The sequence below is a fragment of the Microcoleus sp. T3_D1 genome (assembly GCF_036700405.1).
GTDB lineage: Bacteria > Cyanobacteriota > Cyanobacteriia > Cyanobacteriales > Microcoleaceae > Microcoleus.
The window spans coordinates 1-22,674 of record NZ_JAUBOV010000100.1 but is presented as its reverse complement, the minus strand read 5'-3'; the positions used below and the strand labels follow the sequence as shown (position 1 = coordinate 22,674).

Sequence of the window (22,674 nt, the reverse complement as noted above, 5' to 3'; positions counted from 1 at the left end):
GGTATTTTAAAGTCCCAAAAGCCTTTCGACCCCAATTATTTACTCGCTACCCCTTGACAGATCAAGACAGTATCTACAAATAATATATTTATTTTTTAAAATTGTCTTTCAAAAAACAGTAATCCCGCTACGTGGGTAGCGGGATTGATAGGTTGCAGTTTAGCTAGTTTTTAGCTCAGCTAGAGCTACAATTAGCTTGCTGCTGAATTAGCTCAGGTTAGCCATTTCTTGCTGCATTGTGCTTTTGGCTGCTTTGAATTGAGTAGCCATTTGTTCCATTTGCGCTTCGCTTAAGTTGCGGCGAATTTGAGCGAACATATCGCTTTCTTCTTCTTTTACGTGATCTTGAACCGCTGCTTGGAGCTGTTTGATTTGGGCTTTGAAATCAGAAGAACTGGGGTTCATTGACTTAATCTTGGCGAGCATTTGCTTCATTTCTGCTTGCTCGTCGTACAGTTCTTGAGTGTTGCTGTAGTAGCTGCGAATTGCTGGGTAAACAATTTGCTCTTCGGCTTCTGCGTGAACGCTGAGGTCTTTGTAAAGTTGACCGAAGAATTCTTGCAGTTTTTGAGGATCGTCGGTGCTTGCGATTTCCATAAATAGGGTATCGGTTTTGCGGTGATCCATGGTGAGGATTTCGGTGATGTTCATCTCATCTTTGGTGCGGGTAACTGCACCGCCGATGATGCCGGTCATGGCTGCCATTGCATCTTGCACGCGAGCCCAAACGCCTTGGTCGGGGTCTTTGCCGGTCAGTTCGCGCACGCCTAAAATTTCGAGAACTCCTTTGAGTTGTTCTTGGTGAGCGCGGTTCTCAAAGTTAACTGTGTTGAGCGGGGTAATGGCAGCTTCGATGTCGGCGCCGACTACTTGAGCAGCTTTGTGAATTAACAAACCGGCCATTGTTTGTTTGTGTTTGAGCAGTTCGTGCTGGGTGACTTTTTCAAACAATGTGAGTTCAGAACCTTGCATGAGTTGCTGAACTTCTTCAATCATTTTGGCGCTGGTTTCTTTGGGTTCGGTTTGAATTCCGTATTGAACGATTACGGTTTCTAATACGCCCAAGTTTTTGCGATCGTCCTCGAGCATATCCCGGAAGCGCTGGGCTAGTTCGGAGTCGTTGCAGGAATTGATGAACAATTGCTCGTTGGCGATCAACAGGTTTTGCAGCGCTTTCATGTCTGCTAATTTCATCGCGATCGCTTGGCGCTTGGTATCTTCTAGGGTAGCTACCATCTGTCGTTTCTCCTCTCAATGTCTTTAGTGTTCTTACATCTCTTAATTTATTGATATATTCTGATAACATCCTCTTTCTCCCGACTGATTCATTAATATCCCGTGCAACCTATTGACTTTTGAGCAAAAAAATGGTAATAAATTAAGGCTCGAGGTTGTTTAAAAAAAAGCAAAAATTACTTCCTGACCACTGCCCACTGCCCACTGCCCACTGCCCACTGCCCACTGCCCACTGCCCACTGACAACAGTCAACAGTCAACAGACTTTTGTATCAATTAATCCCGATCGCAGAGCCCTAAAGCGCTACCATAGTTGCAGCCGAAGTTAACTAAAGTTTAAGAATAACTAGCTTGTCTCAACTGCTCACTGCTTTAGAGTTCCCAGCCAATGTCTGGAAGCTGAATAATGGGTTAACGGTCATTCACCAGCGGATTTCGGCCACACCGGTGGTCGCGTTAGACGTGTGGGTGAGGGCTGGCGCTACGCTGGAGCCGGATTCTTGGTCGGGAATGGCTCATTTTCTAGAACACATGATATTTAAAGGGACGGATTCGATCGCCCCTGGAGAATTTGACCAGGTAATCGAAAATCGTGGCGGTGTCGCCAACGCAGCTACAAGTCACGACTACGCCCATTTTTTCGTCAACGCTGCGGCCGATTATTTAGCAGAAACAGCCCAGCCGCTGGCAGAATTGCTGCTGCGGGCTTCGATTCCCGATCGGGAATTCGATCGCGAGCGAGATGTGGTGCTAGAAGAAATCCGTCAAGCTCAAGACAATCCCGATTGGCTGGGTTTCCAAGCAATGATGGAAACAGTTTACCAGCGACATCCCTACAGGCGATCGGTACTCGGCACGGAAGAGCTGCTGATGTCGCGAACTCCCCACGAAATGCGCTGTTTCCACCGATCGCACTATCAGCCGGAAAATATGACAGTGGTGGTAGTCGGGGGAATTGATGAACAACAGGCCAGAGATATTACGGGTAAAGCTTTTGAGCAGTTTTCGGATCGGTGGGATTGTCCCAAATTAACCGCAGAGGCGGAACCGCCACTGATAGAAATTCGCCGTCAGGAATTGAGCCTCCCCCGATTGGAACAAGCGCGGCTGATGATGGCCTGGACGGGGCCGGGAGTTGAACACTTGCAAAGTGCTTGCGGCTTGGATTTGCTGTCGGTGTTGCTCGCAGACGGGCGGACTTCGCGTTTAGTCAGGGAACTGCGGGAAGAATTACAATTGGTAGAGGCGATCGACAGCACTTTCTCGCTGCAACGGGAATCGAGTTTATTTACTATCAGTGCAGTCTTGGACGCTTCTGATGTCGAAGAGGTGGAATCTCGGATTTGCGATCGGCTTTGGGAATTGCAGTCTGAGCCTGTTTCCGAGGTAGAATTGCTCCGCTGTCAGCGTTTGCTGTGCAACGATTTTGCTTTCTCGCTCGAAACGCCGGGACAGCTAGCGGGTCTTTATGGATATTACAATACGATCGCCAGTGCCGAATTAGCGCTCAGCTATCCCACCAGGATTAAAGCGTTTGGGCCCTTAGACCTCCAGCGCCTAGCTCAACAATATCTCTCTCCCCGACGCTATACAGCCGTGGTACTCAAACCAATCTAATCGTTAAGTTTGTGAATATAAATATCTTTTGTACCCGATAGATGTTCGGCATTTGTCCGGGGATCTCTGTGCTTGTGGCGCACCCTACGGGATAAATGTTGTTACATTTAGATGTTGTGGGTCAGGCCCTGCCCGGTATGACATCATACAAGATGCACATGGAAAATAGAAAAATGGCAATCAAGTAATTACCGATTACCAATTACCAATTACCAATTACCCATTTTCACTTACCAATACTTCAGCTACTCTCAGTACAAGTTCCCAACTAAATTAACCATGAAAAATGAAATCCAGCGCACGGTTTTAGACAACGGTATTGTTGTCTTAGCAGCAGAAAATCCAGCAGCAGATATTATTGCAGCTAGGATATTCCTGCGGGCCGGCAGTCGCTACGTGCAGCCGGAACAAGCAGGATTGTGTCACTTGCTGTCGGCGGTAATGACTAAGGGAACCGATCGGCTGTCTTCGCTGGAAATTGCCGAGCGTGTAGAATCGGTGGGAGCGAGGTTGAGTGCCGACTCTACTACAGACTATTTTTTAGTGAGTTTGAAGACGGTTTCTGCGGATTTTGAGGAGATTTTGGAGTTGGCGGCGCAATTGACCCGATCGCCCACTTTCCCGGAAGCTGAAGTCGAACTTGAACGCCGCATTGCCATATCGGCAATTCGATCGCAACAAGAACAGCCATTTGCGATCGCCTTCGAGCAATTGCGGCACGCGATGTACAAGGAACATCCCTATGCTTTCTCTCCCTTGGGCACGGAAGCTACTATGTCAAAGCTCACCAGAAACGAGCTCGAACAGTTCCACAAAACCTATTTCCGTCCCGATAATGTAGTTATTTCTGTAGCCGGCAGAATCTCGACCGAAGATGCGATCGCCCTGATCGATCGAACTTTTGGGGACTGGAAAGCGCCTTTAACACCCCTGCCAACTTTAACCGTCCCCCCCCTATCACCCTCCCCTCAATCGGTCGTTACGGCGCAAGATACGCAGCAATCAGTGATTATGCTGGGCTACCTCGCACCCTCGGTCAAAAATCCCGACTATGCAGCGATTAAGTTGCTGAATACTTATTTGGGTAACGGTTTGTCGAGCCGATTGTTTGTGGAATTGCGGGAAAAGCGGGGCTTGGCTTACGACGTTTCCGCGCTCTACGCGACGCGCTTGGACACGGCACAGTTTGTGGTGTACATGGGTACGGCGCCGGAAAATACAACGACGGCTTTTGAAGGATTGCGTACAGAAGTCGATCGACTCGCCAACATCGAACTAAGCGAGGAAGAATTGCAAGCTTGCAAGAATAAAATGCTCGGTCAATATGCTTTAGGAAAACAAACTAATTCGCAAATTGCCCAAGTTTTAGGCTGGTACGAAATTTTGGGATTGGGAATTAAATTTGACCAACAATTTCAAGAAGAAATTGCACAGGTTACAGCTTCACAAGCGCGGGATGCTGCTAAGAAATATTTTGTAGAACCGTATATTTCTTTGGTGGGCCCGGAGGCGGCGATTACAGAATTGGGTGTAGTGGCTGTTTGTTGAGTAGGCAATGGGCGATCGAACTTTTCAAAAGTTCGATCGATGCGAGCGCACATAAAAAGACTTTTCGCTGTTGGTATAACGATTGCCTTCAACAGCGGCATTAGTTTTCGAGCCATCACTAGAGTGTTTAGACTGTCCGCTGCCAGCCCTGGTTGGGCTGCGATGACATTTATAATTATATCAGATATGATATAAATGGCGATATGGACGAAATCAATAAACCTTTAGCCTGGTTACAGGGTGAGGTTAAAACACCACCTTTTAGTCAAGAAGCACGCATAGAGGCTGGTGTGCTTCTTAGACGTTTGCAGCAGGGTGAAAGTCTCGGAATGCCTCATTCAAAACCTATGCCGAGCATTGGCAAACACTGCCATGAGCTAAGAATCCGGGATATAGGTCAAAATTGGAGGCTTATTTACCGAATCGACGAAGATGCAATTCTGATTCTCGAAGTCTTTAATAAGACCACTAGAAGTACACCAATCAACGTGATTGAAAACTGCAAGAAACGATTGAAAAAGTATGACACAGAAATAGAGGACTAATGTTATATGGATGAAGCGAAAAAGAAGCGTCTAGAAGATCAAGGCTGGAAGATAGGCTCGGCCTCGGAATTCTTACAACTTTCACCAGAGGAATCGATCCTAATTGACATTAAGTTAGCCCTCAGTCTTAATCTCAAAGAACGTCGGCAAAGATTGATGACACAGGCAGAGTTAGCTGAGAAAATCAACTCCAGCCAACCTCGTATTGCCAAGGCTGAAAATGGCGACGATTCGGTTTCCATTGAACTGTTAATACGCGCAATCCTGGCAACAGGTGCAACGCCTCAAGATATAGGGCAAATTATTGCTCAAGCAGGATAGAAAGAACGATTACTCACTCATAATACTATGCAGCACCACTTAAAACGCACGGTTATGCTGGGTGCTGAGTTTTTTGGCTCTCTATATATTGGCGTAAAACGTTATTAATTAGAGTTTTATACTGTTATCCTTGAGCCTCAAACCACTGCTTCACATCTGGATCGATCTGAACTAAGTTGTGGGCTCGATCGGCTGGAATACGTAAAGTCGCTCGTTCAAAAAATTCATCGGTCAGCGGTGGAATATCTGAGTAGTCGATATTCTCTTCTGACCTTGACTCTAAGGCGGCCCAGTTAGTACCAGAGGTACTGTTCAAATCGTTTCTGCTCATGACGGTTGGCTCTTCGCGCTGAAATGATTCGGATTACATTGTTTTGACGTTCTGTCCAGACTACTACCGCTATTCCAGAACCGAGAAAACCGATTCCAAACCAGCGATTTTCGCCATAATCAAAACGATCGGAAGAGCTCAATCAGCATTTCACCATCAAACATCGCGGGAACATCGGCAAAATCAATCTGATGTTTACGGATGTTTTCAAGGTTTTTCGCTTCGTCCCACTCAAATTGCCTGAAGGATTAGGAGAAGCGAGATTAAACTATCTTCATTCACGATCGCGCATTTGGCTCAACAGGTTTTATGCTGCACTGGAGATCGATGTTGGGATCTAAACTCGATCGCCCGCAAGCATTAAACACGGGAAAAAACTTAGTGCGACTTCAATTGAACCTTTTCTGTTCCCGATCGGTCTAAATTCAAGACAGACCCATCAGGTCTAATTTATATGTACTTCGTAAAGCACTTTCAGATTAAAAAAGAGCTGACTCCGTGGGTTAGCGGACTCCTCGCCGCTTCCGTGCTTGCAGGAGTAGGCTACACAGCTTACAGCCAGCTAACAGTCAAATCCAGCCGCGAAACTAGGCGCAAGGAAAAAACCGTTGCTGTAGAAAGGGTGAACCTGCCGATTACAATTTCGGCAAACGGCACAATTGTGCCCGAACGTTCCGTTAACGTCAGCCCCAAAACTTCAGGAATGCTCAAAAGTTTGCTTGTCAAGGAAGGAGATCAAGTTGAAAAAGGGCAGATTCTCGCCTACATGGACGACTCCAACCTGCAAGGCCAGCTTACCCAAACTCGCGGACAACTCGCAGCCGCGGAAGCAAACCTGCAAAAATTGCTCAACGGCACTCGATCGCAGGACAAAGCTGTGGCTAAGGCGGTGTTAGCAGAACAACAGGCAAGTCTGGAAAAATTGCTCAACGGCAATCGCAGCCAAGACATTGCGGTAGCTGAGGCACAACTAGCAGAACAACAGGCAAATTTACAAAAATTGCTCAACGGCAATCGAAGCCAGGATATTGCCGTAGCCGAGGCACAACTAGCTGAACAACAGGCTAATTTACAAAAATTGCTTAAGGGCAATCGGCCTGAAGACATCGCCCAAGCGATCGCCCAACTCAGAGATGCCGAATACGCCGAAAACCAAGCAGAGGAAGACTTTCAGAGAAATCAGGAACTCTATAATGCCGGAGCCCTTGCTTTGCAAATTGTCAACAACTCCCGCACCGCGCGCGATCGAGCTCAAACGCAAGTCAGGCAAGCCGAACAAGCTGTAGCTTTGCTGCAAGCGGGTGCTCGCCCTGAAGAAATCGCTGCGGCGCGGGCTGCTGTGGAGCAAAAACGGCAAGCTTTGACCCTGGCGCGATCGGGCGCGCGCCCCGAAGACATCGCTGCGGGGCGGGCTGCTGTCGAGCAAAAACGGCAAGCTTTGGCCCTAGCGCGATCGGGCGCACGCCCGGAAGACATCGCTGCGGGGCAGGCCGCAGTGGAGCAAAAACAGCAAGCTTTGGCGCTGCTAGAAGCCGGTTCCCGCCCCGAAGACATCGCCCAAGCCCGCGCCCAAGTTCTCGCCGCTAGAGGCAGCCTGCAAAGCGTTCAAGCGCTGATCGACGACACTGTGCTACGGGCTCCTTTCACCGGCACTGTTACCCGCAAGTACGCCGATCCGGGCGCTTTTGTGACTCCCACTACGGCAGGTAGTGCGGTTTCTTCGGCGACTTCTTCTTCGATTTTGTCCTTAGCTTCAAAAAATCAATTAGTAGCAAACGTAGCAGAAACTAATATTTCTCAGATTAAGATGGGCCAGGCTGCGTCTATTCAAGCCGATGCTTTTGCGGGAAAGACTTTTGCAGGTAAAATCAGTCAAATTTCGCCTCAGTCGATCGTCCAGCAAAATGTGACAAGTTTTGAGGTAAAAGCGGCAATTATTAATGATGATAAACAAATGCTGCGATCGGGCATGAATGTGAATGTTGAGTTTAAGGCTGGTGAGCTCAAAAATGTTTTGGTAGTTCCGACTGCGGCAATTGTCCGCCAACAAAGGGAAACGGGGGTTTTTGTTCCGGGTGGAGAAGATGGTAAACCTGCTTTTATGCCGATTAAGACTGGTATCACGGTGGATGACAAGACGGAAGTGCGATCGGGTTTGACAGGAAATGAACAAGTGCTGCTTAGTTTACCCGCCGGATTGCGGCCTCGATCGCAAAATCCATCGTCGGGCGGGATTCCGGGTTTGCAACCGGGTGGGGGAACGCGCTTGCGTTAGTAGTCAGTCCGCGCAGTAGGGGCTAGTTGGTTCGTCGCAGAGTCCGCCAGGGATTGAAATCCCTGTCTCATAGCGAAAGTCCTCTGAAAGAGGACTGAAGAGTTAGTTGATGTACATCGATTTTAGACGAATTTTCAGTCGGTTTCAACCGACTTTAGCTATGAGACGGGGGTTTCAACCCCCGGCGGGTCGTGCCACAAATCCTATCGTTTCCGGTTGCATCGTCAGACGAATTTTCAGTCGGTTTCAACCGACTTTAGCTATGAGACGGGGGTTTCAACCCCCGGCGGATCGTGCCTGGTATTAGTGCTTGACAATTACCAATTACCAATTACCAATTACCAATTACCTATTCCCAAATGAAATTAAAGACTCGCCCAGTTATTAAGAAAATCTCTAACGTTCAAATCGCTTTCATGGCGACAGAGGCGCTGTGGAATAATAAGTTGCGTACCAGTTTAACTATGCTGGGCGTAATTATTGGGATATCTTCGGTAATTGCCATTACTTCGGTGGGACAGGGAGTACAAAAATCAACTGAAGAACAGTTAAAGGCTTTGGGTACAAATGTGCTGTTGGTTTTATCCGGCGCTTCGCGATCGGGCGGTGTCAGTCAGGGAAGCGGTTCTGCTACTACCCTTACTTGGGATGACGCTAGGGCGATCGGCAAACAAGCTCCTGCAGTTAAGGCGATTTCGGCTTATTTGCAGCGCCAAGTGCAAGTCGTTTACGGCGGACAAAATTCATTTACTTCGATTTTGGGAACGGATTTAAACTATCCAGATGTGAAGAACATTCAACCCCAAGAAGGACGGTTTTTTAACGAGGATGAATTGAATGCTGCTGAGCCTGTAGTTGTCCTCGGTTCTAAGGTTCGGGACGAACTTTTTGGAGCCGGAGTTAATGCGCTATCCTCTGATATTCGCATTCAGGGAAACCGTTACAAGGTCATTGGGGTGATGGAAAGCAAGGGGTCTGTAGGGGGAACCGATCAGGACGATCGAGTGTATATTCCCCTCAAAAATATGTCTGCGCGGATTGTGGGGAGAAATTCTTTAGCGGGGATTGCAATATCGGGTTTTTGGTTGGAAACTGCGGGCGAAGCGGATTTAGCGGATGCTCAATTTCAAGTGGAAAATATCATGCGCTTGCGCCACAATATTTATCCGCCACAACCGGATGATTTTCGAGTTGTAAATCAAGCTGAGATTGTTAATACTTTCAGCAATGTGATAGGTTTATTTACGGTGATGGTGGGTGCGATCGCCGGAATTTCTTTGGTGGTTGGCGGCATCGGTATTGCTAATATTATGTTGGTGTCTGTTGTGGAACGCACTAAGGAAATCGGGATTCGCAAAGCGGTAGGCGCTACTAATGCAGCAATTCTCATTCAATTCATGGCGGAATCTATTTTAGTTTCCACGGTGGGGGGAACGGCGGGTATTGGGTTGGGAGTTGCGATCGCCTTTGGGGCCTCGACAGCGTTCAAATTTCCGTTTGTGGTTTCTGTATGGTCGATCGCGGCAGGTTTTGGGCTATCTTTTACTGTAGGCTTATTGGCGGGAGTATTGCCGGCTCGGAATGCGGCTCGCTTAGATCCGATCGCAGCTTTGCGGAATGATTGAAGTTAGGGACGTTCGCCCCAGTTAAATTCAACACTCTTGGACGCACCAGTGGTCTGAAACCGGGGAAAGATGGACGATCGGACTTGGTTGTCGGCCACAGATTCGCTAACGGGACTTAGACCAAAATCCGGTCAAAAATGGCTGCAAACTCCGACCGGTAAACGGTTTGAGCTTGAATTGGCTTGGGACCCCAATTGACAAGGGTTTCAGCTCTGACGGGGCCTCAAACTCTTTCCCTTACCTAGACTGCGTTTCAGGTAGTTTAGGGGCTAGAAAATGTCTGAGTCCAATTAGAAATAATATACGCTTATTCAAATATAATAACAAAAACCCCTTATCCAACACGCAATTTCCATGTTAGAAGCATTGGTATTGGCAACAGTATTTTGCGGATTTTTTGGTATCATCTTTAAAAAGAACCTGCTCATGAAAATCGTCTGTATGGATGTCATGAGTACAGGGGTTATCGCCTATTACGTGGTGGTGGCATCGCGAGAAGGCTTGCTGACACCAATTATTTCAAAGGGGAAAAATGTTGTCGCTTACGCCGATCCGGTTCCCCAGGCGGTGATCTTAACGGCGATCGTGATCGGCTTTTCGATTCAGGCTTTAATGCTGGTCAGTGTGATGAAGCTGGCACGAGATAATCCGACATTAGAAAGTAACGAAATCGAGATGAATAATACCCCATGAATACCCTGACGCTAGCCTGGATTGGACTCCCGTTTTTTGTCGGGTTTACTATTTATTTGATTCCGAAGTTTGACAAGTATCTCGCAATATTCGGAGCGCTCGCGTCCGCTGCCTATGCGTTCCAGCTTTTTGTGATGCCGTCAGCGGTGACGCTGGAGTTACTGGATAATTTCAGTGTCACGTTGTTAGTCGATCGCTTGAGCGGCTATTTCATCTTAACCAATGCCTTAGTCACGGCAGCGGTGATTATCTACTGTTGGCCCACAGAGAAGACGGCATTTTTTTATGCACAGATTCTGATGGTACACGGCAGCCTGAATGCGGCCTTTGCCTCTAGTGACTTTATCAGTTTATATGTGGGGTTAGAAGTCAGCGGGATTGCGGCGTTTCTGTTGATTGCCTATCCTCGCACCGATCGCTCGATTTGGGTAGCTTTGCGCTATCTATTTATTAGCAACACGGCCATGCTGTTTTATCTAGTCGGTGCCGTGCTGGTTTATAAGGCAAGTAATTCGTTTAGTTTTGCCGGCTTGGGTGCAGCGCCCCCAGAGGCGACAGCTCTGATCTTTATGGCACTCTTGGTTAAGGGAGGTGTGTTTGTATCGGGGCTATGGCTACCGTTAACTCACTCGGAATCAGAAACGCCTGTGTCGGCTTTGCTGTCAGGGATTGTGGTCAAAGCGGGGGTATATCCCCTCGTGCGCTGTGCGCTGATGGTGGAGGAGGTGGCACCCATCGTCCAGATTTTCGGAGTCGGGGCCGCGTTGATGGGCGTGTTCTATGGCATCTTTGAAAAGGATACCAAGCGGATGCTGGCGTTCAGCACGGTTTCGCAGTTAGGTTGGATTCTCGTAGCCCCGGAAGCGGCAGGCTTTTATGCCCTCGCCCACGGCGTGGTCAAATCGGCGCTGTTCCTGATTGCGGGTTCTTTACCCAGCCGCGACTTTAAGGAATTGCGACAAAACCCGATTAATACTGCGATCTGGATTGCCTTAGTCGTGGCTAGCCTTTCGATCTCAGGCTTTCCCTTTTTGGTTGGCTTTGGGGCAAAGATGTTGACTTTGAAGAATTTGACACCCCCTTATGCGCTCGCCATGAATGTGGCAGCCGTAGGAACGGCTATCCTATTTGCTAAATTCATCTTTCTGCCCCGTGGTGGACCAGCAAAATCAAAACCCGGTTTTTGGCCTGCGGTGTTGCTGTTGGTAGGTGGGCTGATTGCAGCCAATGCCTTTTATGTTGAGGCCTATACGCTGGACAATATGCTTAAGGCGATCGCCATCATCGGCGTTGGTTGGTTAGCCTATTTTCTAATTTTTCAACGCACGGCAATCAAACTGCCACGTATGCTTGAACAATTCGATCATTTGGTCGGTTTTATGAGCTTGATTTCGCTCCTACTATTCTGGATGGCATTCTCAACATGATTGGACAGCTAATATTAAGACTGACGATCTGGTTTCTACTCACAGCCGATTTTAGTTTGGCAAATATTGCGATCGGCTTCATCATTGCTTTCCTGTTGCCGCGCAGCTACACACCCCCGGAACCTTTGAGGGAATGGTTGGGGGTGTTGGGTAAAATCTTCATGGCGATTCCGATAGCTTATATAGAAGCTTTTGAACTCATCCTCCGTCCCCACAGACACGAAGATGTGATCATGGAAAAAGTGCCAAACCATCGATCGCCCTTGCTGATCTTCCTAGATGTCTTCCTGATCACTTTTACTCCCAAGACGATTGTTGTGAAATATCACGAAGAGGGTTTTTACGAAGTACACCGAGTGCGGCGGACTTCGAGTAATTAGCTGAAGTTTTTTCGGAATTATTTAACCGCAGAGAACGCAGAGAACGCAGAGAAGGGAGAAATAAATAAGTAGATCGGCGATAGAATACGTAAGTATGTCCGCAGTTAGTAAAAGTCCTCTATCGCAGGGGTTACGATACTTTACATTTTGTGACATACCCGATTTTATTTACACGCTCGATATTGGCTCATTCTCAAGAATCTGTAGGGGCGGGTTCACCAATAGCTTTAAAGATTGCAGACAGGTTAAATAAACCCGCCCCCACCCGCGAAACAGCCTGTCAAGAACAGGCAGGATGCCTGTTCCACAATGATGGCAGAGGTCTATTAAGTTGCACTATTCTCAAGAGTTTCTTGTGGGGTGTAGGGGGTTGGGCACGCGAGCCCGCCCCGATATTAAGTAAGAAAAATTAGGAGTGCACACAATTGAACAACTTGAACAACGTGATTTTAATTGCCATGATTTTGGCTCTGCTCATACCCATGTACGAGGTATGGAAAGATCATGATATCTGGCAGACAATGTTGGCGTTTGCCAGTATTTCGACCAAGGCGGCAATCATCGCTCTCGTCATATCCGTCTGGCGCGATGATTGGATGATCGGTGTGGTGGCGGCGATTATCCTCAGTGTGGGTAATGCTGGATTGATGTTGTTGGCACAAATAATCAAACGTATCAGTGAAGCATGATCGTAATAGATGTATTGAGCTATACCTGCATCGGTATAGGGATTTTTTTCTGGTTTTGGGGTACTTCTTACCTACTTGGGAAGCGATCGGTTTTATATAAACTGCACAGTCTTTCGGTAGCAGATACGCTGGGTTCGATCGCGATCGTCGTCGGATTGCTGCTGAAAATACCCAGTAAATGGCCCCTGCTGATTCTGGCGATCATTTGCTTAGCAATATGGAACACAATGCTGGGATATGTGTTGGCCTATTGTTCCAAAACAGGGACTAACTATGAACGATAATAGCTACATTTATGTCCTCGTCGCTCTGCTGCCCTTAGCTGCTGGTATGGTGGTATTTCAGGTCAATCCATACCACGCATTGCTACTGCGGGGGGTATTGGGAGCGATCGCCGCCTTGGTGTATACAATTTTAGGCGCGGGGGATGTGGGCTTAACCGAAGCCTTGATGGGTACTCTACTCGCGATTACACTTTATGCAGTGACGGTGCGTTCATCCTTCGTGCTGCGTCTGGGTGTAATTGAAGAGGGGACAGAGGGCGATGCTATACCAAACGACAAAACCGCAGGTCATTTTAAGCAACTGATAGATGACATCCGCACAGTTTTTGAGAAACGCCATATGCGCCTGGAACTCGTTCCCTATGCGAGTGCACAGGCATTGCAGCGGGCGCTGATGGAAAAAGAAGTTCATGCAGCTTGTGCGCCAGAAAACCAACTCGAACACAGGGGCGAAGCGCAACTTTATAACACCGCAATCAGAGTTCGGCGTGTCTACGACATCATGCAAACCGAACTTTCATCACCGGGGACAACCCTAACCTATGTAAATACACCAGACGCAGAGGACAAACATTGATGAAGTGGGTTTACTTTTTATCAGGGATAGCGCTGTTTATCAAAATGCTGCTAATCGCCAATCCCACAATGGAGTTATCGCAGCAAAGTTCGATCGTCGAATTGGTTGTTCAAGATAGTGGAGTATCCAATGCGGTTTCCGGTATCATTTTGCGAAATCGGCTGTACGACACGATCTTTGAAGTCGTAGTATTTACGATCGCCATCTTGGGTGCAAGTTTTATGCTAGCAAATGAACAGCCGTCCTGCGCCATATATCAGTTTACCGATCAACCATCGATTATTTTGGCGCGATTGGGAGCGACGATTGCCGCCTTGGTGGGTGTCGAACTAGCAATTCGCGGGCATTTAAGTCCCGGCGGTGGTTTTGCCGCAGGTGTAGCGGGGGGAACTGCGATCGGCTTGGTGGCGATTACCTCATCACCGCAGTGGATGCAAGAAATCTACCAGCGCTGGCACGCCGCGACTTTGGAGAAGGTTTCGGTACTTGTTTTCATTGTATTGTCCGTTATCACTCTGTCAGGATATGAGTTACCGCACGGAGAGTTAGGCACGCTTTTGAGCGGTGGCATTCTCCCCTTGCTCAATATCCTGGTTGCAGTCAAAGTGGCATTAGGATCGTGGGCGGTGCTGTTGGTGTTTATTCGCTATCGCGGATTGCTATGACAAATGTTCCGATCTCAAATCCATTGGCATCGAAATTATTCATCTCTCTCAATCTCTGACTCTGTGTCCTCTGTGTTCTCTGTGGTTTAATCATTCAGCAACAACCGTAAACGATATTTTACGTTTATAAGGCTTACCCACGAGTAGTCAGAAACCGGGTTTTTTGCGAAATACTTCGTTACACCCGCAGAATTTTCCAAAAACCCGGTTTCTTTGCTTTTGGTGAGTAATTCCTGTGTACTCATCTGCGTGCATCTGCGGTTAAAAAATCCAATCTGCAAGATATCAGCTTATACTAAACCAGCTTGAAAAATCTGGTTTGCTGTGAGGTTCAAATCAGGAAAAGTTTGCGACACAATGCGATCGTTCTCTCGAAACTTGAGGACTTGATATTCACCATCAACCAAGTTACAGACAGAAATTGTCGGTTGTTTGGGATTGCCAATAAAATTGCGTCCACCCAACGCAGCATAATCCACAATCCAATATTCAGGGATACCCATCTCCTCATAATCAGCATATTTCAAATAGTAATCATCGCGCCAATTGGTTGACACAACCTCAATTACCAACGGTATCGACGCACCCAAACTGAGGATAGATTGTTTTTTCCACAATGTTTCATTTACCAGATTTGCACGATTTAGCACCAACACATCGGGGAAATAACCAGAATCTTTTTCAGGAGGTCTAACTATCACTTGGTTGGGGATACCGTAGGACAATCCCAGACCTTTGATTTCAACAGCAATTTTGATTGTAAGAAAGCCTGTAACTTCTTGATGCTCGCCTACAGGTTGTATTATTTCAACAATATATCCATTATGCAATTCGTAGCGTACCGCCGAATTTTCAGGCAGCCACTCCACAAATTCCTCGAAGTTTACGAGTTTAGGTAAAGCTTGAGTCATAGGTTTTCACAAATACCGATAATATCAATTATATCTCTATTTATCTGCGTTTATCTGCGGGCATCTGCGGTTAAAAATTACGAATCTGCCAGCCTTGCTAGATTCAGACAATTTAAAATGCTGGATTTAATCGATCGCTTTTCATCCCAAAATACGATCGCCGAATAAAAGTTAATTGCCACCGATGAATTCAAAAACTCACATTATCTAGATAAACTCCGATCGCGCCTCTAATCCTCTAATTAATTCCCTGAGTGCTTCAAAACACTCTCAGGCTGGTGCGTTTCGCTTGCTCAACACACCCTACAGCTTTAAGCTTGAGACACCACTACCACTTGCTACAATTTGCTTGAGAACGCGGTCTAACGCCTTGGGGTTATTAATATCCACCGCTTGTAGCAGGCCCGAATCCACCAGTGCCGAGGCCCGATCGTCTTTCACCGTTCCATTCAACGCCGCCACCAAAATATCCGCCGTCCTGCCACTGCCTGCGATCGCCACGATCGGGCGCTGTGCTTCCACGCTTTGGGCTGCATCCTTCCAGGTAATTTCGCCCCCATTGATTAAAATGGTCACAGAGGGCAAACCACCGGATAGCACACTGCCGACTTGCGCCATCCACGCAGACTCATCCCCCCATTGCGAACCCGGAACCAGGATAAAATGGGTGTGATAGGGTTCTAAGCCACAGGCATCTTCTGCAGGAGGTGGCTGGTTCGGTAATGTTGCCAAACCCACGCAGGTAACGCCAATCAGGGGAAAGGTTCCACCCATTTGCGATCGCGCCTCCCCCATCATTTGCATTACCCCCGCATCAGTCCCGCCATCGACCACACAGGCATTTAAAGACTCGGCGAGGGCAGCCAGAACCGTTAGAAAGAGCGATCGCAGCCGTTGGCGATCGACGGGGCTGAGTTTACTGGCACCGCCAACCACCACGATGACTGGACGCGGACTAGAGAGTCCCAGTTGCTGTAGAGTTAACGTCAGGTCGCCATTGGCTTGAGAATAGATAGCTTTTGCCGTCAGGCCGTTGGAAAATTCGATCGAGAAAGATTCTTGCATGGAAAAAATACAACGCTACATAGAAAAATAGCTCGATCGGCAACCTAGCTATTAGGTCTTGAAAATCAGGTTGAGTGGCGATCTCAATCCTAACAATGCGATCGAGCATTCACTCTAACAACCATTCAATTCACAGTTGACTGATAACTGATAACTGTTCCCCCTGAACTCATCGCAACAACTTAGCGAGCTCAATTCTCCGTAAACGGATTCTCACCCTTTTTCAGCTTATCAATCCAGCCTTGCCGCTGTTTTTTGCCCTCTGCCGAATCCGTGCCCTCGATAAACGCTTGAAAATCTTCGATCGCCCCTGCCCTATCCCCCATCTCCGCCCGGGCCCGCCCACGACTATCTCGAACCTCGACATTGCCCGGTGCAAGTGCCACCGCCGTATCGCACGCCGATATCACGGTCATTGCCCCTCCCTTCTGCACACCGTACTTACACAGCCTCTGCCAAGACTCTTGAGGGATCTTCCAGGTTGCGTCGAACTGCTTTGCTTTCTCGAATGCCTTCACTGCTTCCTGAACTTTACCCTCTTGGACTAGGTTTTCCCCTTGGGCGATCGAACCGCCCGCAGCCCACTGTTTAACCTTGTCATCTGGTGGCACGTTAATGCTGGGCAATAATTTCTGGGCCTGTTGGAACGTCTCGATGGCTTGGCCCAAATCGCCTTGCCGCGCGATCGATTCACCTTGATTGACTAAAAACTGGGCTTTTTCCGCATGGTTCCAGGCCAGCCTTTGACAGGTTTCCCCCGCCTTTTTCGCCACGGAGATCATTTCCGCATCCTCATCACCAAACTGCGTTTGGGGCGCGACTAAAACGGGATGTAAAATTACTCGCTTGCACGCGATCTTCAGCCAATCTTGCCAAGTGCCAACGCGCCATTTGCGAAGCGTGCGATCGTCACTGCCGCTGATAATGGTTTTACCGTCCGGGCTAAACGCAACTGAACGGACTAATTCCGTATGTCCCTTGAGGGGCTGACCGATGGGTTGACCGGAGGTGTCCCACAGGCGAATTGTATTATCGAAACTACCGCTGGCAATGGTTTTGCCATCCGGGCTAAATTTCACCGAGTAGATTGAATTGGTGTGTCCTTTAAAGGGTTTACCGAGGGGATTGCCTGAAGTATTCCACAGGCGAATAGTATTGTCATTGCTACCACTGACGATCTTTTTGCCATCCGGGCTCCAGGCCGCCGAGAATATCCCATCCTTATGCCCTTTGAAGGGTTGACCGATGGGATTGCCTGAAGTATTCCACAGGCGAACTTTCCTGTCCCAGTCACCGCTGACAATGGTTTTACCATCGGGGCTCCAGGCCACTGAATAGACCGAGTTTTTATGTCCCTTAAAGGGTTGACCGATGGGCTTGCCTGAAGTAGTATCCCACAGGCGGAGCGTGCTGTCATAGCTACCACTGACAATGGTTTTACCATCAGGGCTCCAGGCCACTGAATTGACCGCATCTGTATGTCCTTTAAAGGGTTGACCGATGGGCTTGCCTGAAGTAGTATCCCACAGGCGAATTGTCTTGTCCTCGCTACCACTGACAATGGTTTTGCCGTCTGGACTCCAGGCCACTGAATAGACCGCATCTTTATGTCCTTTAAATGGCTGACCGATGGGCTTGCCTGAAGTAGTATCCCACAGGCGAATTGTCTTGTCATTGCTACCGCTGACAATGGTTTTGCCATCGGGGCTCCAGGCCACTGAGTATACTTCTTTATCGTGCCCGGTGAAGGGTTGACCCAGGAGGTAGCCGTCCGTATCCCACAGACGAATCGTCCCGATATTGTCGCTACTGAAAATGGTTTTGCCATCGGGGCTCCAGGCCACGGACTCGACTGAACCCACGTGCCCCATGAGGCGATGACCCAGGAGAGGATTCCCCCCCTGATCCCAAAGAGAAATGGTTGCATCCCCGCCCCCACTGACGAGGACGCTACCCGTGCGACTAAATGCGACTGACGCAATCGACGCACCCTGATGCCCTTTGAAGGGTTGACCGATGGGTTTCCCCGATGTGTCCCACAAACGAATCTGCCCGTCTTCGCTGCCACTGGCAATGGTTTTACCATCGGGGTTCCAGGCCACTGACGTGACCTCCTTCTCATGCCCCGTCCAAGGTTGACCAATGAGTTTACCCTGACGAGTCCACAAACGAACCGTTTTGTCCATGCCGCCACTGACGATGGTTTTTCCATCGGGACTTAATGCGATCGATCGAATCCCACCCAGATGCCCTTTGAAGGGTTTAGCGACGGGCTTGCCATTCGTGTCCCACAGGCGAATCGTCCCGTCATCGCCACCGCTGACGATCGTTTTACCATCGGGGCTAAATCGGATTGACAAGACTTTGCCTTGATCCCCTTCCCAGCGTTGGCCCATGAGCTTACCAGTGATGTCCCACAAGCGAATCGTCCCCTCTGTATCGCCACTGACGAGCGTTTTGCCGTCTGGGCTCCAGGCCACGGAATGGAGGGCGGGTGTAAGCCCATTGGGCAACGGGTCGATCAGTTTACCCATGGGATAGCCAGAGGTATTCCACAGGCGAATCGTCCCGTCATCACCCGCACTCGCGAGGGTTTTGCCGTCTGGACTCAACGCTAATGAGTAGACTGGCGCTGTGTTTGCTGTCAGGAGATTGCGCTCTCTGGCATCTCCGGCGGCATCGCGCAAGCTAGACTGCACCTGGGCAAACGTCTTCCGGTGAACCTCTGGGGATGCAGCTTCGCTTTCACCTGTGGCTTTAATCGCCAGAAGGAGTGCCTGTAGGGGATCGGCATTGAGCAAAGTTTGCACGCGGGCAGCATTTTCCTTTAACTCGGCTATCTTCGTTAGATCTTGCGCTTTTTTAGTTTGCCTTTGCGCCACTATTAGCCCAACTGTTGCGGCAGTAGTGGCAAGTGCCATGATCGAGAGCGCACCCACGATCGCTCCCGTTAATAGCATCTTATTTTTGCGTTTTTCGGCGCTACTTTCGGCTATATATGCCTTTTGTAACTCGGTCGCGGCGGGCTGTTTCTTTTGTGCTTGAATGTCTTTCAACCAAGCTTCGGCAACTGCTAATTCACTTCCCCGCAATAGTAAGTCTTTCGTCTTATTTTTTTGATGCCACTCCCAAGCCCGCTGAGACCATTTCGTATGATTGTGTAAGTGTTCTCTGTCTGTATCCAGGGTTCTGACCAATTGATTAAAATTGGCATTGAAATCCCCCTCGTTTTGATTGAAATCAATCCACTGGACTTTGGCTAACTCCGGATGCAAGTCTGCGGAATTGACAGGCCGATGCAGCAGCGTCACAAACCGCTTGTTCAACTTGGCGGCATACTCCACTTCCATCGCGCAATAGGGTGAATTTACCGATTGCGGGGAAAGAATAAATAAGAAATTATCGGACGATTGGATTCCCTGCTCTATTTCTCGCGCAAAATCCGCTCCCGAAGCAATACTTTCTTGGTCGAACCAGGTCGTTTTTCCCTGGAGTTGCAGTCCGTTATTGAGCTTTCTGGCTAAATCCGAATCTACGCGAGAATAAGAAATAAAAACATCGAGGGACTCCAAGGGCGGTTGCCGCAAACTTTCCGCAATAAATTCTTCAATTAATGCTGTTGGGCGATGCTGCGTCCGTTTCTGCCCTACCTTCAACCACACCTCTGCACTTCGCAAGTTATAACCTCGCAGCAGAATACTCGGATTCTTATGCTGTCTCTCCCACTTCAAGGCTTGATTTAGGAACACTTTATGCTCGTTATAGTAAACTTCATCCTGATGTATAATCTTCAGCAATTGACTTTCATCGAGTACATAGTCCCCTTCTTCTACGTTGTCGGTGAGGTCGATATACTGCACGCCCTGCAATGCCTTGGGTATCGATTCTGGTGGCGTTTCTCTAACTAAAATGGGGATAAGTCGCTTGTGGAGTGATACGGCATAGTCTAATTCTTTCCGCACGTACTCGGATTGTACAGAGTCGGGCGACACCAGATAGACCAAATTATCGGTTTGTTCGATGCCGCGATCGATCGCCCTCTGAAAATCTTCTCCGGTTTGAATATCTGTTATATTCGTCCAAACGGTCAAACTTTCTCGCCTCAGACTGTTGCGAATTTTCTCCATTGTTTCCCGATCCTGCTCGGAATAAGAGATAAACACCTGAGTCATCAAGTTATTGCCATTCTTGATGCTTTCAGTAATGTATTCGCAATGCAAGTCCGTCGGAAGGCAAGGCGGCTGTTCCGAGTTAAAATGAATTTTTAACCAAGCTTCTGCTTGCTTTTTCTCGTCGCCAACTAACAGCCATCGATTTTGTTTTTGCTGCCGTTCCCAGTCTAAGGCTTTGACTAACAATTGCGTATGCTTTTCTACATAATCGGCGTGGCGGTTTAGTAATTCAAGTAATCCGGTCAAAGATTTATCGAAGTCATCAATTCCCTCGCGAAAATACACCCAGTTGATTTTGCCGATCGCCGGGTGCATATTCTTAAAACACGAATGCAATCCTTTGGCTTTGTAGGCTTCCCACTCCTCGTCGGTTCCCTGGGGTTTTCGCTGCTGCCAAAGGTGTCGATCGATCTGTTCGACGTGCAGTAAGGGAATTATCCGTTTGTTGCGCCGAATTGCCAGTTCGATTTCCTTGCCGCAATAAGGCGAGTTGATCGAATGCGGTGCGATGATAAATAAGAAGTTGTCGGCTTTCTCGATGCCGTCGTCAATTTGATTTTGGAAATCGACTCCCAGGGGAATATCGTTTTGGTCGAACCAAATATTCAACCCTTCTTCTCGCAGTCTCTGGTATAACTTTCTGCCGAAAGCTAGACTATCTGCTCGTCCGTAAGATATAAAAGCATCAAATATTGTTTTCATAGTCAGGGGTAGGTAAATAGGGAATAGGAAATTGGGAAATTTCCATCGAATTAAAAGATTTTAGATACGGCGAATGGTAGACAGCAAAACCGCGCCACCTCACGCGGATTGGATGGGACTCGAACAACATCAGGCGCTGCTGAATCAAAGTATGATTTTTCCTGTCGGGGTAATTCTAAGTGCTTACCCCCTCAGCGGTGAGGCAACCACGGAGGGATTGAGCCTACAAATTTCATACCCAATTCAGCAAGGCCCATTTACGATATCTTGACAATCTAGATATCGTGGGTTGACTTTCCCTATCTCTATCATGGCTTGGCGCCACTGTCTCTGTCAGTCGGAAAAGTCGGATCTTAAAGTCGGAAAAGTCGGATCTTTGCCATAAGTACATAATTTATGGCGTTGCTGAATACAGATATGAATTCAAGATTTCGGCATTGCTATCAGCCTGCTTGAGGGTGAGTTTTGTAAGGCTCTGGTGAGTTTTAGGTGATAGTAAAAATAAAACGTACCGTGGGAAAAGCCCGAAAGCCTGTGTGAGCCAGAGGCTCCCACTACCCTTTCCACCAGCAATTGAGAACAGCCAATTTATTCGTCTACTATAGAGTTGCTGACGACAATATTGAGGCCCTATGGCTTTTTGATTAAGTGCGATCGGACAAACACATCATACCATAGATAGATGACACAGCAATAATAAGTATTTAGGCGTTGCTGATTCACGGTATGAATCAACTTTTCGCTTGATGTTGCAAAAGGCTTTTCAGGATTTCTGGTGAAAACGGTAGTGTCAGCCTCTGGCTCACTCCGGCTTTTGGGCCTTTCCCAGGGTACGTTTTATTTTTATTATCCGCTCAAACTCACCAGAGCCGGGGCTTTAGCAATCCTTACTGGCACTTTACCGCCAGTGTGCCATCTGCTACACCGATTTTTGGGAAGATCCGGAATTTGGCGGGGTTGTCACACGGTGAACCCATACAGTGTTTACTTTTCCAAGTGATTCACGCTTGCCCTGATTTTAAATACTGATTGCTGTGTCATCTATCTAGGGTATGATGTGTTCGTAAGCTGTTGTGCATTTAAATAGAATGTCAACAAACAATCTAAGTCTTGTGGGGTGGGCGTCTCGCCCGCCCTGAATATGCAATTTAAATGCGTGACAGCTTACCATAAAACTTACTCAAGAAGCCATAGGGCCTCAATATTGTCGTCAGCAACTCTATAGATAGTAAACGAATAAATTGGCTGTTCTCAATTGCTGGTGGAAACGGTAGTGGGAGCCTCTGGCTCACACAGGCTTTCGGGTCTTTCGCACGGGAAATTTTATTTTTACTATCACCTAAAACTCACCAGAGCCTTACAAAACTCACCCTCAAGCGGGCTTATAGCAATGCCGAAATCTTGAATTCATACCTGTATTCAGCAACGCCAGTTTTCCGAGAGTGACAGAAGAGGGATAGTTCATAGGATTCCAGTCGTTGGTCAACAGTCGAACTAACAAAGCGCTTGCGCTATCGAACTGCTGCCTCGTGAAATAAGGAATGAGAATTAAATAACTTCCACAAGTTTGTGGGATGGGCGTCCCGCCCGTCCTTTTTGGACGGGCGGGAC

The 22,674-nt window shown here is 48.0% G+C and carries 20 protein-coding genes; 14 read left to right on the top strand and 6 right to left on the bottom strand.

Annotated features, from left to right (window positions below; translation table 11 throughout):
• Positions 1 to 207: 207 nt before the first annotated feature.
• Positions 208 to 1,236: a hemerythrin domain-containing protein gene (locus tag QT992_RS29625; RefSeq protein WP_333317400.1), complete on the bottom strand. Its 1,029-nt coding sequence runs from the start codon at positions 1,234 to 1,236 to the stop codon at positions 208 to 210.
• A gap of 351 nt (positions 1,237 to 1,587) precedes the next feature.
• Here QT992_RS29625 and QT992_RS29620 point away from each other — a divergent pair, with 351 nt between their 5' ends.
• The 4 genes from QT992_RS29620 (at position 1,588) to QT992_RS29605 (ending at position 5,267) form a co-directional block, all read left to right on the top strand.
• Positions 1,588 to 2,853 (top strand): pitrilysin family protein, encoded by a 1,266-nt coding sequence (locus QT992_RS29620; protein ID WP_333317401.1) that lies wholly within the window; start codon positions 1,588 to 1,590, stop codon positions 2,851 to 2,853.
• Between the two features lie 279 nt (positions 2,854 to 3,132).
• On the top strand, positions 3,133 to 4,401 hold the full coding sequence (locus QT992_RS29615; protein WP_333317403.1) for a pitrilysin family protein: 1,269 nt from the start codon (positions 3,133 to 3,135) through the stop codon (positions 4,399 to 4,401).
• A 203-nt stretch (positions 4,402 to 4,604) separates the two neighbouring features.
• Complete coding sequence (locus QT992_RS29610) at positions 4,605 to 4,946, top strand: type II toxin-antitoxin system RelE/ParE family toxin (RefSeq protein ID WP_333317404.1); 342 nt, start codon at positions 4,605 to 4,607, stop codon at positions 4,944 to 4,946.
• Positions 4,947 to 4,952: 6 nt separating this feature from the next.
• The gene (locus QT992_RS29605; protein WP_333317405.1) at positions 4,953 to 5,267 is read left to right on the top strand and encodes a helix-turn-helix transcriptional regulator; all 315 of its coding nucleotides are present in this window, start codon (positions 4,953 to 4,955) and stop codon (positions 5,265 to 5,267) included.
• A gap of 124 nt (positions 5,268 to 5,391) precedes the next feature.
• On the opposite strand, the gene QT992_RS29600 is transcribed toward QT992_RS29605, so the two are convergent.
• Both QT992_RS29600 and QT992_RS29595 read right to left on the bottom strand, forming a co-directional pair.
• Positions 5,392 to 5,598, bottom strand: coding sequence for a hypothetical protein (locus QT992_RS29600; protein ID WP_333317407.1), 207 nt, complete (start codon positions 5,596 to 5,598; stop codon positions 5,392 to 5,394).
• Positions 5,561 to 5,740: a BrnT family toxin gene (locus QT992_RS29595; RefSeq protein ID WP_333317409.1), complete on the bottom strand. Its 180-nt coding sequence runs from the start codon at positions 5,738 to 5,740 to the stop codon at positions 5,561 to 5,563. Before QT992_RS29595 ends, QT992_RS29600 begins: the two co-directional genes overlap by 38 nt.
• A 312-nt stretch (positions 5,741 to 6,052) precedes the next feature.
• Between QT992_RS29595 and QT992_RS29590 the strand changes: the two genes are divergently transcribed.
• From QT992_RS29590 to QT992_RS29550, 9 genes are all read left to right on the top strand, one after another.
• Positions 6,053 to 7,873 (top strand): efflux RND transporter periplasmic adaptor subunit, encoded by a 1,821-nt coding sequence (locus QT992_RS29590; protein WP_333341490.1) that lies wholly within the window; start codon positions 6,053 to 6,055, stop codon positions 7,871 to 7,873.
• A 359-nt stretch (positions 7,874 to 8,232) separates the two neighbouring features.
• A complete protein-coding gene (locus QT992_RS29585) occupies positions 8,233 to 9,498 on the top strand; it encodes an ABC transporter permease (RefSeq protein ID WP_333341492.1) in 1,266 nt (421 codons plus the stop codon).
• 354 nt (positions 9,499 to 9,852) lie between these two features.
• Complete coding sequence (locus tag QT992_RS29580; RefSeq protein ID WP_333052085.1) at positions 9,853 to 10,191, top strand: NADH-quinone oxidoreductase subunit K; 339 nt, start codon at positions 9,853 to 9,855, stop codon at positions 10,189 to 10,191.
• Positions 10,188 to 11,618 carry a cation:proton antiporter gene (locus QT992_RS29575; RefSeq protein WP_333317417.1) on the top strand — a complete coding sequence of 477 codons (1,431 nt, stop codon included), beginning with the start codon at positions 10,188 to 10,190 and terminating at the stop codon, positions 11,616 to 11,618. Before QT992_RS29580 ends, QT992_RS29575 begins: the two co-directional genes overlap by 4 nt.
• Positions 11,615 to 11,998 carry a Na+/H+ antiporter subunit E gene (locus QT992_RS29570; protein WP_333317419.1) on the top strand — a complete coding sequence of 128 codons (384 nt, stop codon included), beginning with the start codon at positions 11,615 to 11,617 and terminating at the stop codon, positions 11,996 to 11,998. Before QT992_RS29575 ends, QT992_RS29570 begins: the two co-directional genes overlap by 4 nt.
• Before the next feature lie 458 nt (positions 11,999 to 12,456).
• The gene (locus tag QT992_RS29565) at positions 12,457 to 12,687 is read left to right on the top strand and encodes a hypothetical protein (RefSeq protein WP_333052300.1); all 231 of its coding nucleotides are present in this window, start codon (positions 12,457 to 12,459) and stop codon (positions 12,685 to 12,687) included.
• Complete coding sequence (locus QT992_RS29560; RefSeq protein ID WP_333206840.1) at positions 12,684 to 12,971, top strand: monovalent cation/H(+) antiporter subunit G; 288 nt, start codon at positions 12,684 to 12,686, stop codon at positions 12,969 to 12,971. The genes QT992_RS29565 and QT992_RS29560 overlap by 4 nt, the downstream gene beginning before the upstream one ends.
• Positions 12,961 to 13,548: a DUF4040 domain-containing protein gene (locus QT992_RS29555; RefSeq protein ID WP_333317421.1), complete on the top strand. Its 588-nt coding sequence runs from the start codon at positions 12,961 to 12,963 to the stop codon at positions 13,546 to 13,548. Before QT992_RS29560 ends, QT992_RS29555 begins: the two co-directional genes overlap by 11 nt.
• Entirely contained in the window at positions 13,548 to 14,213 is a 666-nt protein-coding gene (locus QT992_RS29550) for a Na(+)/H(+) antiporter subunit B (RefSeq protein WP_333281649.1), read from the top strand. Before QT992_RS29555 ends, QT992_RS29550 begins: the two co-directional genes overlap by 1 nt.
• Positions 14,214 to 14,503: 290 nt before the next feature.
• On the opposite strand, the gene QT992_RS29545 is transcribed toward QT992_RS29550, so the two are convergent.
• The 3 genes from QT992_RS29545 to QT992_RS29535 form a co-directional block, all read right to left on the bottom strand.
• Complete coding sequence (locus tag QT992_RS29545; protein WP_333317423.1) at positions 14,504 to 15,124, bottom strand: Uma2 family endonuclease; 621 nt, start codon at positions 15,122 to 15,124, stop codon at positions 14,504 to 14,506.
• A gap of 303 nt (positions 15,125 to 15,427) precedes the next feature.
• A complete protein-coding gene (locus tag QT992_RS29540; RefSeq protein WP_333341495.1) occupies positions 15,428 to 16,189 on the bottom strand; it encodes a hypothetical protein in 762 nt (253 codons plus the stop codon).
• 191 nt (positions 16,190 to 16,380) lie between these two features.
• Complete coding sequence (locus QT992_RS29535; protein ID WP_333341497.1) at positions 16,381 to 21,063, bottom strand: TIR domain-containing protein; 4,683 nt, start codon at positions 21,061 to 21,063, stop codon at positions 16,381 to 16,383.
• A gap of 73 nt (positions 21,064 to 21,136) precedes the next feature.
• Here QT992_RS29535 and QT992_RS29530 point away from each other — a divergent pair, with 73 nt between their 5' ends.
• Positions 21,137 to 21,334 carry a hypothetical protein gene (locus QT992_RS29530; RefSeq protein ID WP_333317429.1) on the top strand — a complete coding sequence of 66 codons (198 nt, stop codon included), beginning with the start codon at positions 21,137 to 21,139 and terminating at the stop codon, positions 21,332 to 21,334.
• Positions 21,335 to 22,674 lie beyond the last annotated feature (1,340 nt).